The organism is Paenibacillus sp. PvP094 (assembly GCF_040546835.1).
GTDB lineage: Bacteria > Bacillota > Bacilli > Paenibacillales > Paenibacillaceae > Paenibacillus > Paenibacillus illinoisensis.
Window position 1 is genome coordinate 3782827 of record NZ_JBEPOM010000001.1, and the last position, 16414, is coordinate 3799240.

At 50.1% G+C, this 16414-nt stretch carries 13 protein-coding genes; all 13 read left to right on the forward strand.

The window, feature by feature from the left end; all coding sequences use genetic code 11:
* Window positions 1-38 precede the first annotated feature (38 nt).
* The 13 genes from ABIC22_RS17415 to ABIC22_RS17475 are packed head-to-tail and all read left to right on the forward strand — an operon-like array spanning window position 39 to window position 16405.
* A complete protein-coding gene (locus ABIC22_RS17415) occupies window positions 39-572 on the forward strand; it encodes an FHA domain-containing protein (protein ID WP_127537686.1) in 534 nt (177 codons plus the stop codon).
* Complete coding sequence (locus ABIC22_RS17420) at window positions 557-1441, forward strand: PP2C family protein-serine/threonine phosphatase (RefSeq protein WP_246058197.1); 885 nt, start codon at window positions 557-559, stop codon at window positions 1439-1441. The genes ABIC22_RS17415 and ABIC22_RS17420 overlap by 16 nt, the downstream gene beginning before the upstream one ends.
* Entirely contained in the window at window positions 1407-3320 is a 1914-nt protein-coding gene (locus ABIC22_RS17425; protein ID WP_354482681.1) for a PP2C family protein-serine/threonine phosphatase, read from the forward strand. Before ABIC22_RS17420 ends, ABIC22_RS17425 begins: the two co-directional genes overlap by 35 nt.
* Complete coding sequence (locus ABIC22_RS17430) at window positions 3320-4612, forward strand: normocyte-binding protein (RefSeq protein WP_354486012.1); 1293 nt, start codon at window positions 3320-3322, stop codon at window positions 4610-4612. Before ABIC22_RS17425 ends, ABIC22_RS17430 begins: the two co-directional genes overlap by 1 nt.
* A gap of 7 nt (window positions 4613-4619) precedes the next feature.
* Window positions 4620-5309 (forward strand): iron-dependent peroxidase, encoded by a 690-nt coding sequence (locus ABIC22_RS17435; RefSeq protein WP_127537687.1) that lies wholly within the window; start codon window positions 4620-4622, stop codon window positions 5307-5309.
* A gap of 32 nt (window positions 5310-5341) precedes the next feature.
* A complete protein-coding gene (locus ABIC22_RS17440; protein ID WP_354482684.1) occupies window positions 5342-7993 on the forward strand; it encodes a molecular chaperone in 2652 nt (883 codons plus the stop codon).
* A 31-nt stretch (window positions 7994-8024) separates the two neighbouring features.
* On the forward strand, window positions 8025-8798 hold the full coding sequence (locus tag ABIC22_RS17445; protein WP_127537689.1) for a DNA and RNA helicase: 774 nt from the start codon (window positions 8025-8027) through the stop codon (window positions 8796-8798).
* A gap of 36 nt (window positions 8799-8834) precedes the next feature.
* Entirely contained in the window at window positions 8835-9470 is a 636-nt protein-coding gene (locus ABIC22_RS17450) for a hypothetical protein (RefSeq protein ID WP_354482687.1), read from the forward strand.
* A gap of 22 nt (window positions 9471-9492) precedes the next feature.
* Window positions 9493-10908: a phage baseplate assembly protein V gene (locus ABIC22_RS17455; protein ID WP_154896938.1), complete on the forward strand. Its 1416-nt coding sequence runs from the start codon at window positions 9493-9495 to the stop codon at window positions 10906-10908.
* Between the two features lie 36 nt (window positions 10909-10944).
* Window positions 10945-12051 (forward strand): pentapeptide repeat-containing protein, encoded by a 1107-nt coding sequence (locus ABIC22_RS17460; protein WP_127537692.1) that lies wholly within the window; start codon window positions 10945-10947, stop codon window positions 12049-12051.
* On the forward strand, window positions 12051-12566 hold the full coding sequence (locus ABIC22_RS17465; RefSeq protein ID WP_354482691.1) for a hypothetical protein: 516 nt from the start codon (window positions 12051-12053) through the stop codon (window positions 12564-12566). The genes ABIC22_RS17460 and ABIC22_RS17465 overlap by 1 nt, the downstream gene beginning before the upstream one ends.
* Window positions 12567-12581: 15 nt before the next feature.
* Window positions 12582-13016, forward strand: coding sequence for a DUF4280 domain-containing protein (locus ABIC22_RS17470; protein ID WP_127537694.1), 435 nt, complete (start codon window positions 12582-12584; stop codon window positions 13014-13016).
* Window positions 13017-13018: 2 nt separating this feature from the next.
* Window positions 13019-16405 (forward strand): DNA/RNA non-specific endonuclease, encoded by a 3387-nt coding sequence (locus tag ABIC22_RS17475; protein ID WP_354482693.1) that lies wholly within the window; start codon window positions 13019-13021, stop codon window positions 16403-16405.
* The last annotated feature ends 9 nt before the right edge of the window (window positions 16406-16414 follow it).

Genomic DNA, 16414 nt, shown 5'->3' on the forward strand with positions numbered 1-16414 from the left:
GAGTACCATCATACAAGCTTACGGGGGAATGAAACGAAATGAGTCTGACAAGATGCGGAAACGGACATATGTTCAGTACAAGGCGGCACGGAAATACGTGTCCATATTGCAATCTGGCCGTTGAATCGCCGGCTTCCGGCAATAGTGAACCAACGGGTGCAATCCCACGCGCACCTCGTACAGCAGAGGATGACAAAACGATGCCATATCTGGGAGAAACGACAGGAATTGAACCGGTAACCGGTTGGATGGTGTGCATCGAAGGTCCGCAAATGGGCCAGGATTATCGGATTATGGCTGAAAAAAACTTTATTGGACGCTCGGAAGAGATGCATGTTCGCATTCTAGGAGATAACACGATTTCCCGGCGTAATCACGCGGTCATTGTATACGATCCCAAAAAACGAAATTTCTATTTGCTGCCTGGCGATGCTTCCGGCCTCGCGTATCACAACAATGAAGCAGTCTACTCACCGGTGGAACTGGCTGCCTACGACGTGATTCAATTGGGCCGCAGCAAATTTATCTTCATTCCATTGTGCGGTGTGCACTTTGAATGGGAGCAGCAGTGAGTACCTTCATGATCTTGTGGAACGACAAAGAGCTGACCCCTTATTGGGTTATTATGGCAGGCTGTTTGTCGATCGGATTGCTGTTATTTGTCCGGAGCCGGATTCCGGTAAGGCAGCGTAACGATAGGGCAACTACTGGGATTCAGATCGGGAATGGACAGACGATCGGTGCCCGCAGCGAACAGGACGATTATTTTGCCTGTGCCGTGGAGCCATATGGTGTACTTGCCGTACTGGCCGATGGTATCAGTGGTTTATCCGGTGGGAAAGTTTCCAGCACGACTGCAGTGGAAACGTTTATTCGGGAGTTTGAAGAGTTGGAGCGGTTTCCTGACCCGGAAGAGTTCTGGGATGCGTCCGCCCATGCAGCGAATCAGGCCATTCTCCGCAATTTGCTTGGTGTGCCCGGAGGAACAACGTTGGTATCTGCCATGATCAAGGGCAGGGATCTGTACTGGGGTGCGGTAGGGGACAGCATTTTGGCCGTGTTTCGTAAGGGAGAACTGCTTCCGATTAATCATAAACATACGCTGGAGAGCCAGCTCGAGGAACAGTATATGTCCGGAGAGATATCAGAACAGGAAGCGCTGGACAATCCGCAGCGCAAAAGGCTGGTCAACTATTTGGGGTATGACCATTTCAAACAAATGGAAATCGCGGACGAGCCGTTTGCACTGCAGCCGGCGGACAAGATTGTGTTATGCAGTGACGGGGTATACAACTCACTCACTGAGATGGAACTGGAGACGATTCTCGCGAAAGATATATCACCATTTGATGCAGCCCAGGCCATTATTGATTTGATTGAAGAAAAACAGCTCGTGCATCAGGATAATGCCACGATTATCATTTTGGAGCAAGGATGGTAACGGATCAGGCAGCGCACAGGGACGGGAAATGGGGAGACGGATGAGGAAGGAGAATAGTGATTTTAAGACGGCTTTTGTCTCAGAAGCAGGGTCTTTCCTGAAAAATCGGGATTTCTATGGCTGCGTCGAGCTCGAAGACTGGGCTTGTTATGTCATGGCAGATGGTTTGGATACGGATACGGAAGTGAATAGCGCACAGATCACTGTGCAGACCATTCTGGAATCCTTTTTGGAAAAACCAACCATGTCCAAACGTAGACTAACAGAGTATATCAAGATTGCACATGAGTGGCTTCAGTATGAAAGCCGCCGAGTCAGACTCAAAGCGGGATTCGTCATTGTTGTGACAGATTATACACGGATGGTGTGGGCATCTGCCGGACACAGCCGGTTGTATCATTTTCGTGGAAATCGGCTTGCATTAAAAAGCAAGGACCACAGCGTTGCTGCCCAGCTGGCAGCCGATGGCCAGATTGCAGAGGATCGGGTGGATCAGCATGATGAACGCGGCAATCTGAATGAATACGCGGGCAAACCTGGCATGATCAGACCGTATGTATCGGATAAGATCAAGCTGACCGATGGTGATGTGCTTGTTCTTTGCACCCCTGGATTATGGGAAGGGGTTCAGGATGCCGAGATGATCGATGCGGTTGAAGGTGCCAATGACCCGCAGACGCTGGCGGATACGCTTGAAGAAGTGATGCTTAGCAAGCAGCGTGCCCGTATCGAGAATTATAGTGCTGCAGCCATATACGTGAACAAGATTTTTCATGAAGAGCCCAAGAACCGTAAGAAGTGGATTAAGCGGATTGCCATCATGCTGGCTATGCTCCTGATTTTTGGTGGAGCTGGCATATTCTACGCGGTGAAAAGTGCAGCCAAAAAAGCCGAATTGGCCGTAGATATGCTGCAATATGAACAGACCGCAGACCAGTACGTCAAGGAACAAGAGTATGCCAAGGCGGTCTCGGACTACAGCTTGGCGCGCAATAATTCCATCAAAATCAAGGACCCTATACATAAAAAGCTGCTGACCGCGAAGATGGCTGCTGCCCAGACGCTGGTTGATGGAGAAGCTCATCTGAAAGAAGGAGACATCACCAAGGCAACAGCGAGTTACACCAAGGCGCTTGAATTATCGGAGCCCTACAGCATGTTCGACCGGGAAGTGATTCAGGAACGTTTGGAGCAGATGACCACCTTCCAGCAAGTGCAAGACTGGATTACGGAGGGGGATCTGAAACTCCAGAACGGGGACTACAGTGGAGCAATTATTTTGTATAAAAGGGCCAGAACAGCTGCCACGGAGACGGCATACAAGGACGCGCTGAAGGAAATTGCTACCAAGCTGGAGGCGGCCGAGACTAAACGGGCGGACATCAAGCGGCAATCCCGTCAGCTTCAGGCGGATACGCTGGAACAGAAGGGCGACCGCTTCAATGAAGCCGGAGACTACAGTGGAGCGATGGATGCCTACGCTTCAGCGCAGGAAATTTACCAGGAGATCGATATGCTGGAACGCGTGCTGGCCATGGAGCGGAAGATTAACAAACTGGATGAGAAACTGAATCCCCCTGTACCTGCAGCGGATCTTACTCAGGATGCAGCAGGGTTGGGATCAGTTGATTCATCAGGTTTGACCTCAGACTTGACTGGTAATGTGGGAGGACTGAATGGAGGCAATTCGGCGGATAACAGTTCTTCCGCTGGAAATGTCACCTCGGCCGGAAGTGGAGCTGTGGATGACTCCGGCACTTCTTCCTCAGGAAAAACAAACAATACGAGCAACAACTCGACATCGAAGGCTAACGGAAGCACCGAAACCACCGAGGCTGAAGCGAATGAGCAGGAATCAGCGGAAGGAGGAGATTCATGATGAAAGACATGATTCGTGACCGTCTTAACAAGATGGAGGATCTGGAACAACGCCGCATGCTCAAAGATCTCATGACAGGCGTTTTTCTTAATCTTGTGGAGTATCAGGAGACGCTGAACAAACAGATTGAGCAACGAGTTTTCGATGAGGTATTGCCGCAGGAGGAACGTCATGATGTATATGTCACATTATGCGCGCGGGAAGATCTGGACCCCATTCATGAATTTCTGTACCCGATCATTCCTGAGGATGCTGAACCACAGATCGTATATTTAAGTGAGGCTTCAGAGGCGCTGGCGCGTCAGGAAGAGATGAAATTGTTCACATTCTACATAGAATGTGGGCAACAGGAACTCCAATCTCTACTGAAAAGTAATCGGACATTTCGCGGGGAGATCGTAACGAGTGAAGGTAGACATGCCATAACGGTTCGGTTGAAACCGAGTACGGCGTATATCTCCAAAATTGAAGAACTGTACCAGGTATTTCGCAAAAACAGCCTTGCCTGGAAATCGGTTAATGCGCCGTATGTATTCAAGTTCGTTGACTGTATTCTGGTCGGAGCGGGTGACGGAGATGAATGGGACAAACAGCATGTGGTCAAAGAACTTTCAATCCATTTGGAGGAGTTTGAGTCATATAAAAGAACGAATATGATCCCCCTTTGGAATATTCAGAAGCTTGATATGAAAACAGGTGGATTCCCTGTCCCGGCTTCGGACCGCATCAATTATGAACATGTGTTGCCGCTCCGTAAAACAGGGACTGAGCACGGATATTTGGTTGATGGAGACGAATCGCATATTCGGTATATCAAAAGATCGGAAGAAGATATCACCATCGTATCTCCGCTGGAAAAATCCGATTCATGGACGGTACTGAAAATAGCCGGCCCCGTTGCAACCCGAATCGGTAGAATGGAATTTCCGCTGTTTTCCAACAACAAACGGGAAGGGTTTGCCGGTAAATATGCGCGTCAGGAAGGACGCTCTGTGCGATCCAAAGGGGAGATTGCCCGCATGGTTCATGCTTTCCAGGCAGCAGAGGGATTGGAACTGGAAGAGGTGCAGGTGGTAGCGCCTGGGCCCGCCTTGGGCATCACGTACCCGCTTAATGGATTTGTTAGCGATCATGTCCGTGTTGAGGCAGATAAACACCGAATGATCTTAAGGTTCAGCAAACACGGAATTCAGCCAGAACAGGCTATTTTTCTGGATGATTTGCTTAGTTTTCTGGTAGCAGAAATCCAGTTAGCATTCCCTGAATACCGCTGCGAAGGGGAATGGATGTGAGCGCAGCATGAATTATATATGGGATCTGATTATTCGGGCCAAACGGAATGGAACCGATTTGCGCGACGTAACCTTTGTGCCTGCACGTGTATATTCGCCCTATATGGAACTCAGTCATGCGAACCTAAACGCTTCAGGAGTGGAACGCACGATTGAAGTCAATCCGTATTATCGTTTTTTTGATATTTTTCGGGATCTGTTCGATATCAATAACGAAGAGCACGTGGAGTTGCGGGAGGCTCTCTTTGATCTGGTCATTCATTTTCTGGCGGATATGGATTTGATGCAGGGGATGAACAAGAGGGAGTATTATATTCGCTTCATTTTGAAAGACATGCATTCAGGTGTATACGGGGAACGGATTCGGCGCCGACTGGAACTGTTCGGACGGGAGGAACAGGAGGTGATCGCCTGCAATATGCTTCGTCTTTATGATACGGGGGAAGCTGTTCATCTGCTAAGGGATACCCTTGTCCGAATGTTCCCGCGTTCAACCCTTTATGCCAATTGCGAGGAGAAGGATGAGCTGCTCTTGTATATTGGTCAGGCTGAACAGACGGAAGCGAAGGAGAAGCTGGAACTGATTCTTGAACTCTTTCTGCCGGTTCGTTTCGACACGGAGATCTACTGGGGGCATCATTTTGGCATTCTGGATGTGGACTATACGATGGTACAGGACGGTATTGCCTTATATTAAGCAGCACCAGCAGTTGTAAGGAGGAAGCATAGATGAACGGCTATTCATATCGATTGTATCCTGACGCCACGGGTAGGGAACGGGCCAGAGGGACCATGCGTTATACGCGTGAAGAGTTGATGGACATGACTACATTTCAATTACGGAACATTTGTTACAAGGAGCGCTTGGTTGAGGGATTGGGGTCTCGGACGGAGCGGGAAGAACTAATTCGGATTATTTTAAAATTTTTGGGAGCGGACGATGTATTGTGGATTGATCAGTCTGTTGAAGGCGGATTCGAGCGTATACAGAAGGCCATTTCTCGTCATATGACGGCTCCCATGAGCAGTGATGGAGGCATTAGTGTGCCTGCGCGACTGATTCTATACGAAGGATTGAACGTGGACAAGCTGGATCGTTATGTGGTCACCGCACCTGGTGGATTAACCGAATCCAACGTACTCTTAGTCAATGAGAGCATGGAGCTGTGTGGTATCTTCAACCTAGTTAAGGACGAATCCGTAACGGGAACCTTTTATTTGACAGCAGGAAGTGGGTCAACCTGGAAGAGATCGGGAAACAGACAGTACAGTCTTCTCTTTTTCCGTAAACGCGACTCGGAATATTTATATCAGACCTATTATGCCAGCGGACCGCTTCCACCGGTTCATATTCAATATACTCAAATTCCACTGGCCGATCTGGACATCCGGGAACTTGAACCGACAGAAGCAGTGCTTGCGATTGATTTTGGCACCTCCAATACGACGGCAGGCGCCTATTTGCATAACGGTTATATTCAGGCTCCGAGCAGCCAGGATTTGCTGAATGGACGAGTGCGTATGGATGCCATCAACTACGTTTCTTTTCCCGATCCTTCATACAAAGATACGGACTGGATTGAAGTCCTGCCTACGGCCATCGGTGTGGCTGAGTGCTCGGATCCAGCGAACATTCGTTACGAGTTCGGCTATGAAGCGCTGCGAAGCATGCGTCGGGGAGGGTACAGCAGCCGAGCGAGTGTCTTCCGCAGCATGAAGCGCTGGGTGAACAATTACAACAAAATGGAAGAAATCGTCGATGTTCATGGCAATGCAGCCATGGTTTCTCGTATGGATCTGCTGCGTGCGTACATGAATTACATCATCCGAACGGCAGAGCATCAGTTCAAGTGCAAGTTTCGCCATGTGCATTTTACGAGTCCCGTGAAGATGAAAACACAGTTTTTGCAGATGTTCGGAGAGATGCTTCCGGATTATCGGATTGAGCAGACGTATGCGCTGGATGAGGGAATGGCTGTGCTCTATAACACCCTTGCTGACGGCATGGAACGTGGTGCTTTCATGGAAGGGCAGACGTACCATGCACTCGTGATTGATTGTGGCGGTGGAACGACCGATTTGTCTTCCTGTGCCTTTACGATCGAGGATGGACATATGGCGTACAAGCTCGATATCCATACGACCTACGAAAATGGGGATACGAACTTCGGAGGTCACAACATTACCTATCGTATTATGCAATTCATGAAAATTGTATTCGCCGACTACTATAGCGGACGCCGTCAGGTGACGGATATTGATAGTCTAATCGAGGCACCTGGTGCGGATGTGTTCCGTCAGGTGGACGAAGAGGGTGTGAAGTCCGTTTATCAGAAGCTGGAGCAACGCTATGAGGAGGCAGAACACATCATTCCGACTGCGTTTGCGTGTCGAGAGAATCGTTCACGGGATGAGTATTTGCGGGTAAGAGGCAACTTCTACTTTCTATGGGAAATCGCAGAAGAGATGAAGCAGCAATTTTTCCGCAAAACCGGCATCATGCGTAACCGATTCCACTCGGAGATGGAGGGCGATGGTGACAGTGATCTGCAGATCACCACCATGGAGCGTTGGTTCCTCTCGGTAGAACGGAATGGGGAGTTGAAGGATGAATATGAGTTCCCCGATGTGGTTTTCAATATCAAGGAAATTACCCAGCTGATTAAGGCCGATATCTATGAAGTGGTTCGCAAGTTTTTGGATGATTTCTATCGGCAAGGGCGGATGAACCAGTACTCGATTATCAAGTTGACAGGTCAGTCCTGCCGGATTGATGTATTTCGGGAAGCATTGAAAGAGTTTGTTCCAGGCAGAAGCATTGAGTTTCGGCAAAAACCTGCGGAAGGGCGTGTGCCTGATCTTAAACTTGCCTGCCTTCGAGGGGCGATTCGTTATCTGAGTGCGCGCAAAACGGGAAGCGTTCAAGCCGACATCACGCATGATGCCGCTGTAATTCCGTATACCGTAAGTGCCTACACGCATAATGGACGTGAAAAAATGCTGATCAGCAGTCTGGATCGGAGTGATGGCATTCCGGGCAGCATTTCCCGTCCATTCGAGACGGCAGAAGTGGAGTTGTATCTTAGCGGAAGCGATGGCCAGCTGAGACGAAAATTCGTATATGCGAACCGCCCGGATTTCTATAAAGAGGTGCTCTACGAAGACATTCGAGATCGATATGGAGATAAAATTCCGCAAGATGATACGGATTCCATCGTGAATGGAGAGACGAAGTTTTTTGTCTTTCCGGATGATCGTCATTGGGGTTTCCATGTGTTGCCTGTAGCTCGCAGAAATGAACGGCTGTATCTGGGATCGCAGAAGTTGCTTCCGTTTGAAACAGACTTGTCGGAACTGGACTTCTTTGACGGAATGAAGTGAGGATCACGAGCAGAAAGGGGGAACAACGCTCATGTTCACATATTCGTATCCGCATTTTAACAAGGGAAGAATTCTGAAAACATCCATGTTGGAGGGACTACGCGATTTCCCCAGAGACTACATCGAACTGTACTATCGCGGTTATGCAGATGGCATTCTTGTAGGTGCAGAGGTAGACGTGTTCCCGGACAAGCTGGTTGTTGCTCCTGGGATGGTGCTGCATAAAGGAAGGCTTTATATGCTGACAGAGCCTACGGAACTGGCATACCAAGCTACGGGAAGGGTCAATGTGCTGAAGCTTCGGTTTACCGCGGAGGAGACCGTGAGTGACATGACCATAGGCCATTCGGAACTGCTTTTGGATGAAGAGACAACATGCGCACCGGGCGAATTGGAACTGGCCCGGTTCAAGCTGAAGGAAGGGGCAAGGCTGCGGCGGGATTACCAGACTTTTGCCGATTTGGCAACCGAGTTCAATACCTTGCATGTCATTCATGTCCCTTATGCGGCAGAAGGGGCCAGCACGCTATCTCCGATTATCTTAAAAGATTATGCAGAAAGGCTGCTTCGAACGGGAACCTCGGACCCTCAGGATCTGATCTTTGCCATGATGTGTCTCAATGAAGGAACGGTTGCGCGCAGCGTCATCCTGCATCACATTGCGAGCCGACTGGGGCTGGAGTACCGGGAATATGATAATGCGCAGATTCATCGATATCTGGATCGCATTTTGGCTAATGCAAGCCGGGGAGCGGGGCGTTCGGGTCACCCGGTGGGTGGGCCACATCGAATGATTGTGGATTGATGACTTCAGCACAAGGAAAGGAAGTGTGTTCTTCATATGGAATATCTCGATCGCAAAGTGATTCCCATATTATATAGCCATCGTGGGAATAAAGAGGAGGATCAGAATGGTGCAGTAGAAGAGGAGGTTACAGTTGCATATAAATCCCAGGCAGTTGATTCGGCAGAGATGCCAACGATGCTCCGCATTGGAAAAGAAAGCGTGTTTCTGAAACGAACAGAGCTGTACGACGGCAGAGTAGCAGTCTCTCTTCCGCGTTTGTTGCGTTTGATCTCGGAAAAGGAAGCGAGCATGAAGTATCCCTCGTCTCATCGGCCGGAATGGATTTATACCAACGACTCGGGCACGGTCAATTTTACGTTCAACAGGCTGGAGCATCGAATTTCGGAAGAGGAGCTGACTTCCTTTACCGAAACGATGGCCAATGTCGTTCGCGGAACGCAGCCTGTTAGACAATGGGACAAGCACGGTGTTCGCATTACAGAAACGGGACAAGTCACGGGCTACTGCCAGTTTTCCGTTCAGGGGTTGAATAATCAGATTTACAACCATATCGGTTTTGCGATTTTGGACCAGTCCGTTCTTGTATACGGATTTAATTGCACGGATGAAGAAAAAAAGGATTGGCTGGAGCCTGGCGAGACGATTCTGAACTCGCTTGCGATCCTTTGAGGCTGAAAGGAGAGTGGGGAACATGAGTCTGACTTATGAGAATCTGATTATTGAACCGTATGAACTGCTGCATTTGCAAGAGCTGACGATCCGCAAAAAGATGAATGAGCACACCCGGCTCGTGTTCAAGGGCATAGTGTCCGAGGAATGGAAGGATCGTTATGTCGATGTTACGGATCGGGATACACCGATTGAAGTGTGGCAAAAAGATGAGGATGGCAATAAGAGCCCGTTGTTCAAAGGCATTCCGCTATCTGTTGAAGTGCAGGTTGTCAGAGGCGTGTATACGCTCCAAGTGGAGGCCATCTCGCATACGTACCGGATGGACATTACAAAACGAACGCGTACATTTCAAAATGTCAAAATGACGTTGCCCGAATTGTTAAAGGAACTGGATGAGGATTATCCGGGACTTGATGTTATTGATGAGGGAACGGGCGGGGCCAAGATTGGCAAGGTTGCCGTGCAATACCAAGAAACGGATTGGGCATTTCTCAGGAGGCTTGCTTCACGCTTTCACACCAGCTTGATGCCTGCCGCCCAGTTTGACAGCCCCAAATTTTATTTTGGCGTCCTCGAGCACGGGAATTCAATCGACCTGGACAATACACGTTATACGGTCCGTAAAAACATGACGCCATTCATGTACTTTACGGAAAACGATTCGTTGAAGGTCAACGAGTCGGACTTCATTGTATACGAAATCGAGACCGACCAGGTCATGGAGCTTGGACACCACATTAACTTCCGGGGCAGAAGCCTATACGTGACTGAGGCATATACCGAGCTTGTGGGCGGAATCGTGAAACACCAATATGTACTTAGCCTTCACAGAGGACTACGACAAAAGACATATAACAATCCGTTGATTGCCGGAAGCTCATTGCTTGGTCGCATCCTTTCCGTGCATGGCGGTCATGTCAGAGTGCATCTGGACTGTGATGAACAACAGGAGGCAGAGGAAGCGTTGTGGCTGCTGTATCAGTCGCCGTACATTGCAGAGGGGAAGACAGGTTGGTATGTCATGCCGGAAGTGGGTGATCCGGTGGCTGTCTACTTTCCAACGCAAAATGAAGAAGAGGCCTATGCGACAGGAGCCCCTCGTCTGGATAACCAGGTAACAGGAACGAATCAATTGAACAGGCCGGATCATAAAATTTTCCGTACGCCTTATGGCAAAGAAATCAGACTGACTCCAGATTCCATCTCCATTAGCAGCAAAGAGGGCGAGGTATTCATTCGGCTCAGCGGGGACGAAGGCATCCAGATCACGGGAAGCCAGCAGGTTCGGATGTCTGCCGGGGGCAGCATCTCGCTCAAAGCCGGGAAGAAAATAACGTTGTCTGCCGATTCGCAATTGCTGCTCGAAGGTGGAGGAGGAACGTTCAAATTGGATGGACAGGCAAAAATGAGCGGATCGGAAGTGAAAGCCAACTAGAGTGGCATGACATGAAGGGAAGGAGGCGGAGTTCAGGTGGATCGCAAGGAATCTCTGTTGCATTTTTATACCCATCAGGTGGAACCTGCACGGGCCAGGCTTATGGATGATTTGCAGCATATGCTGCATACAAGGTATGCGGAATTGGCAGCCGAGTTCATGGATCATTTCAGACTTTTGCTTCAGGAAGTCGGCGATGCCCAAAAGCGGGGAGCAAAAGGGAAGATCGCTTATATTCAATATTCCGTGCTGCGAACAGAACTGCTTGGAGGGGCCATGAATGTTCTGGTCGAAGCTTGCGATGCTTCGTGGTTACTGGACCGTACACCCATTCGGGCGTTCTATTCGGCCAACTGGGCCTATGGGTGTCTTGAACGGATGCTGGATGGATTAAGAGAAGAACTCCCCAACTATCAAGGAACCGTGACAACGGTGGAACTGGATCGAATCATGCTAAGGGAAGCGGCGTTGGTGAATCGTTATCTCGTGTATTTCATGCGCCGTAGCTGTCGCGCGCTGGAGGACTTCGAATGGGATTCGCTTATGAATCTGGAACAGGTATTCGAAGTGCGCATGGGAGAATATCTGGATGCCAGCGAGTGCGTGTTCCGCCTCGACAGGCGGAACAGGAGCATTGAGGAGATTGGCGAGGCATTGGAAGAAAGCGACGGTCTGGAGGTCATGTACGCGCACTTTCAGGGACTGGATATGAGCGGAATGGAATGCAGCGATCTGGATTTTCGTTACAGCCGATTCGATCGTATTGATATGCATTCAACCGATTTTCAGCGCTGTGTCCTGGTGGGGACGCGTTGGCACAACTGTGGTCTGGAGCACGCCGATTTCACCGGAAGCATTCTATATGGGGCAGATTTCAGCGGCTGTTCGTTGGAAAGAGCCGTTTTCAGGGGTGTAATGGGGGAGGTGGGGCATCCGGAAGGACTTGCTCAGGGGCCAAGTTATGATGCGCTTAACTTCGAGAATGCAAACCTTTCGGGGGCCGACTTCCGAGGGGCACGCCTTCGGGGAGCCATATTCCGTGGAGCCAATCTGACCGATACGTTATGGGAGGGTGCTGATGTGGAGGGTGCGATTTTTGACGATGCCGAGAGGAGGCGAGGGTTATCCGATACTTTCGTCTAATGGCCGACCCCAGATGGATACACCGCGTAGAGACAGAGCCTGTCGGAGAACTGCAACGCAGGGCCTGGAATCAGGCTTTTCATGATTCGGGCAGTGAACATACCGCCATTAACCTTTATGTGCGAAGCGGATTCCATGTGGATTATACGGATTATTTGGAACAGCCGGTTCCATTGGTTTCGGATCGATTGCTTGAAATACTCATGCTGTATCAGCCACGGCTCAAGCGAAGAGCTGCCGTATTAACGGACAAGGAACGAATGACCCAGGAGACGTACTGGGTCATTCATCCGCCTGCGCTGGCAAACGTGTTATCTCCCCATACCCGTTGGCGCATGGATGGAAGTCTGGAGCGGATCGTGCTGAAGCGAGACTTCCCGGAGGTGCCCCTGTTCCAATTGATGGAGCTGCGCGAAACCGTGATCATCGTCAATCTTGTGTTGGCCGAAAGCATTCTGCGGCGGGATGTTACAGGTGTGCAATTGATTCCGTTGGACTTGGAGCAAACAAATTAGAAAGGGGAGGTTACGATGGCGCAAAGTCAAGATCAGGAGGCCCAGATTCGTACGGCTGGAGAAGCCTCGAAAGGCTATGTCGTTGCAGGTGCGATCCTTAAATGCAACTGCGGGACGCAACGTACAAGATTGAAGATTCCATTCAGTCATGGTGTATATATCAAAGGCAAGGCACAAATGACGGTTGAGGATTATGTTCCGGGAATTCATATCGGATCGTTCGGCAACTGTTCCAATCCATTGAATCCGGCAGTGGCGGCCAGTACGATGGTAGACATTTATGGGGTCAAGAAAGCCCCATGCGTTCCCGTACTGACCATGCCCTGGCTTCACGGGAAGGGAGATACCAAAGTGGAAGGGAAGGCTGCACTGCTTAGTCACTGTACCCACAAGTGTCTGTATGGCGGAGATATCGTCATCGAGGATGACGGTCAGCAGTTGGACTTTTGACGATGAGTGAATTCAAGGAGAAGAAATCGGATCGTATCGGATATGAGCAACTTCGCCTATATTGGCCTTATCGTGCACAGTGGCTGGAAAACGTGCAAATTACCCGCCAGGTGAACGAGCATGCGAAGCTCTATGTTAGCGGCATTCTTCCGGAAGAGAATGGGCCAGGCATTCTTCAGGTTCAGGCTGAAGGGGAACCGATCGTGCTCAGGCAAGTCGATGAAACCGGCAGATCGGTGAGGAGGCTCTTCCATGGCGTCATGACCTCCCTCACGGTTCATTTGTCAGGAGGGATCTATCGATTTGAGCTTGAAGCCTTGTCCAACTCGTATCAAATGGATATCCGGATCGAGGAACGAGCCTTTCAAAACAGGGGCTGGACGTTCAAGGAACTGATTGAGTTCATCATGAAATCCTACCGATACTCGGATGTCATAGATCAGGTTACCGGGAATACCGCATTGAGCGGACTTGTTCTACAATATAAAGAGACCGATTGGATGTTCCTGCGGCGGCTTGCCTCGCGATTCGGCACGGTGTTGGTCCCTGAGATCACGGCGGCGTCACCCAAGCTGTTTATCGGTTTGCCCACGGGCAAGCTGTGGAAGTGGCCGCAAGACCAGCCCTATCAGGTGCGTAAAGAGCTGGGCGGAATCGACTGGCGTGGCTCCGGAACGGAAGATCGATATCTCAACCATGGACCGAAGGGCACACAAGGCGTATTACAGTATACGATGGAAAGTGCAGACACCTATGCGCTCGGAGACAAGGTCGAATTGCCGGATGGCAGGGAACTGACCGTGGTGTATGCCCATTCGCGCCTGAAATCCGGGCTGCTCATGACGACCTATCGCATGGTACCCGAGGAACAGATTCGCGTGCCAAGATGCGACCTGTCAGACCTGATTGGGTTATCGCTGTATGGCGAGGTGGTCCGCGTCATTCATGACCACGTTCAGATCGAATTGCCAATGGACAAGGGCCCGATGACGCAAGGAGCTGCCTGTCCATACCCGGTCGCGCCAGCCTATGCTGCGGAAGGGCATAGCGGACTATACATGATGCCGGAGATCGGGGATACGGTTGAGCTCTATTTTCCGGGTAGCCGGGAATCCGGAGCGTACATTCGCCATTCCGTTCCTGAAGGCAAGCGTTCCGCTAACGGAGGAACGGATCATAAGGTGTGGGGTCATCCTGCCGGAGCCTTGATCGGCATGTCGCCCGAAGAGGTCACGCTGCAAGCCGGATCAGGGATGACGATTACCTTGAACGATCAGGGCGTGGTATTGGAAAGTCCGGGAAATCTGTCCATTCAGGGTAGTAACATCGTGCTCGCGGCCGGACAGATCGAAGCCACGGCATCGGAAGCGATCTGGCTGCTTGGCGGGGGCGGCAGCTTCATTCTGGATGGGGAGGCCAACGTACGATCTGGCCTGCTGCAACAGGAGGGCAGCAACAAAGCGCCCGTCCATGTGGCGGACCTGCCGCCAGAGCCGGAGCCGCCACTGATGCCGATTGAGGAATATGAAGCGGCTCAGGCTGCCGCTGCCGAGGCGGCAGCAAAGACCCGGGCATCGACGACAAACCCGAAGGATGGGTCCATGGTTGGAGCAGCCTTGGCGATCACCGCCATGATTCCGGTCATGGGGGCGCTAGGAGGTATCGCTGCTCAGACAGCTATCGGCGTTGGTATCGCTGCCGTGGCCACAGGTCTAATCGCGAGTGTGCCGAAGCTGGGCTCCTTCAAGCCATCGGCATTGAATTTGCTGGACCGACTTACTAAAGGTTTCGCTGAGCTACAACAGCAGGAGAACGAAGCAAAGTGGAAACTGCTTGGTAAAGTGTTGACCGCCGCCAAAGAACTGTCTACTGCGACTTCGCCCCTCGATTTGGTCAAGAAGTTGCATCAGCAGCATCAGGAAATCAGCACGATGTATTATGAAATTCCAGCATATACTCGGGAGAAGTGGGCGAAACAACACGCGGATCAGGAACTGAAAGATTCGCTGGATTATTTCAACAAAGTGATGGAAAACCCTGAGGAATACGATATTCTTTTCGTAGGGCCCCATTTTGCCAATATTACCTTCGACATCGGCAGGCCGCATATTACGGTCGAGGAACTGGGGAGTTATGATTATTGGAAGGCACAAGGGCTAAGCCTTGATGAAATGAAGTATCTGTCATGGAGACTAAAGGCCCCCATGAGCGATGAAGCCTTTGCTGAACTATGGGATGGATATTACCAACATGACGCGATGCAAAAAGGCCTGGATACGGAATTTAATTTTAAGGGCAAGGGAGGTTCAGCAGGCGGCTCTGTAGGCCTGAGACGGTCCATCCCGCAGGCAAGTGGACCAACGACGCCCAAAGTGAGCACGAGCCCGTCTTCGTCCATAGTGCCCAAAGTGAAGACATTTGTCCGAAAGTATTGGGAAGACAGTCAGAAGATGGGGATCGTGTCTGGTGGAGGAAGTCATTGGAGCAATAACAAGAAGAACAAAACGGGCGAGGCTGCTTCTGGAGGTGGTAAGACAGCAAACAGTGGGACGGGATCGACCTCTAAACCTGTAGAGAACCCGTCGAAACCGAAACCAAATTCGGATAGTACACCTTCTTCGAAAACGAATGAACCTGATGCAACGACAACGCCGAAAAATAGCACGACATCGAAGACGAAATCAGAAAAAAATGAAACGCCGAATGAAGTGAATTCCTGGAAGCCGTCTACATCGAAGAAAAAGGACGAAGGTAAACCGCAAGCCGATACGAAACCGCCTAAATCATCCGAACCGGAGAAGTCGCAGGAGAATCCGAATACAAACAAACCGAAGGATGATCCGGAAGGCACTGAGGGGACGGGAGAAGGTGCTAAACCGCCACCAATAGTCCATGAAACAGTTAAGTATGGTGATCATTTTACAAGAAAGAATAGAAAAAAAGTTTTAAAACCAAATATAGAATACACATCACCAGATGGTTATACTTATCGTACGGACAGTCAAGGGCGTATTATTGAATGTGAAGGAGCACTTGTGCTTGGTAAAGGAGACCGTAGTGAATATGCCCAGAGGACGGTAGGGAAAGGGCAAGGTCGGTTACCTGATGATGATGGTGGGCACTTAGTAGGGGCACAGTTTAAAGGACCAAAGGATATTGACAACCTAGTTCCACAAAATAGCCAAATTAACCGTTCTGGCGGGGAATGGTACAATATGGAGTCTAAATGGGCGGATGCGTTGAGAGAGATACCTCCGAAAAAAGTTACTGTAAAAATTGAACCAGTTTATTCAGGTACTTCAATGAGACCAGATTCCTTTGAAGTAACTTATCAAATTGAAGGAAATAGGCCAGTACAAAAAACTATTAAAAATCAAGCTGGAGGTTGATTTCGTTGA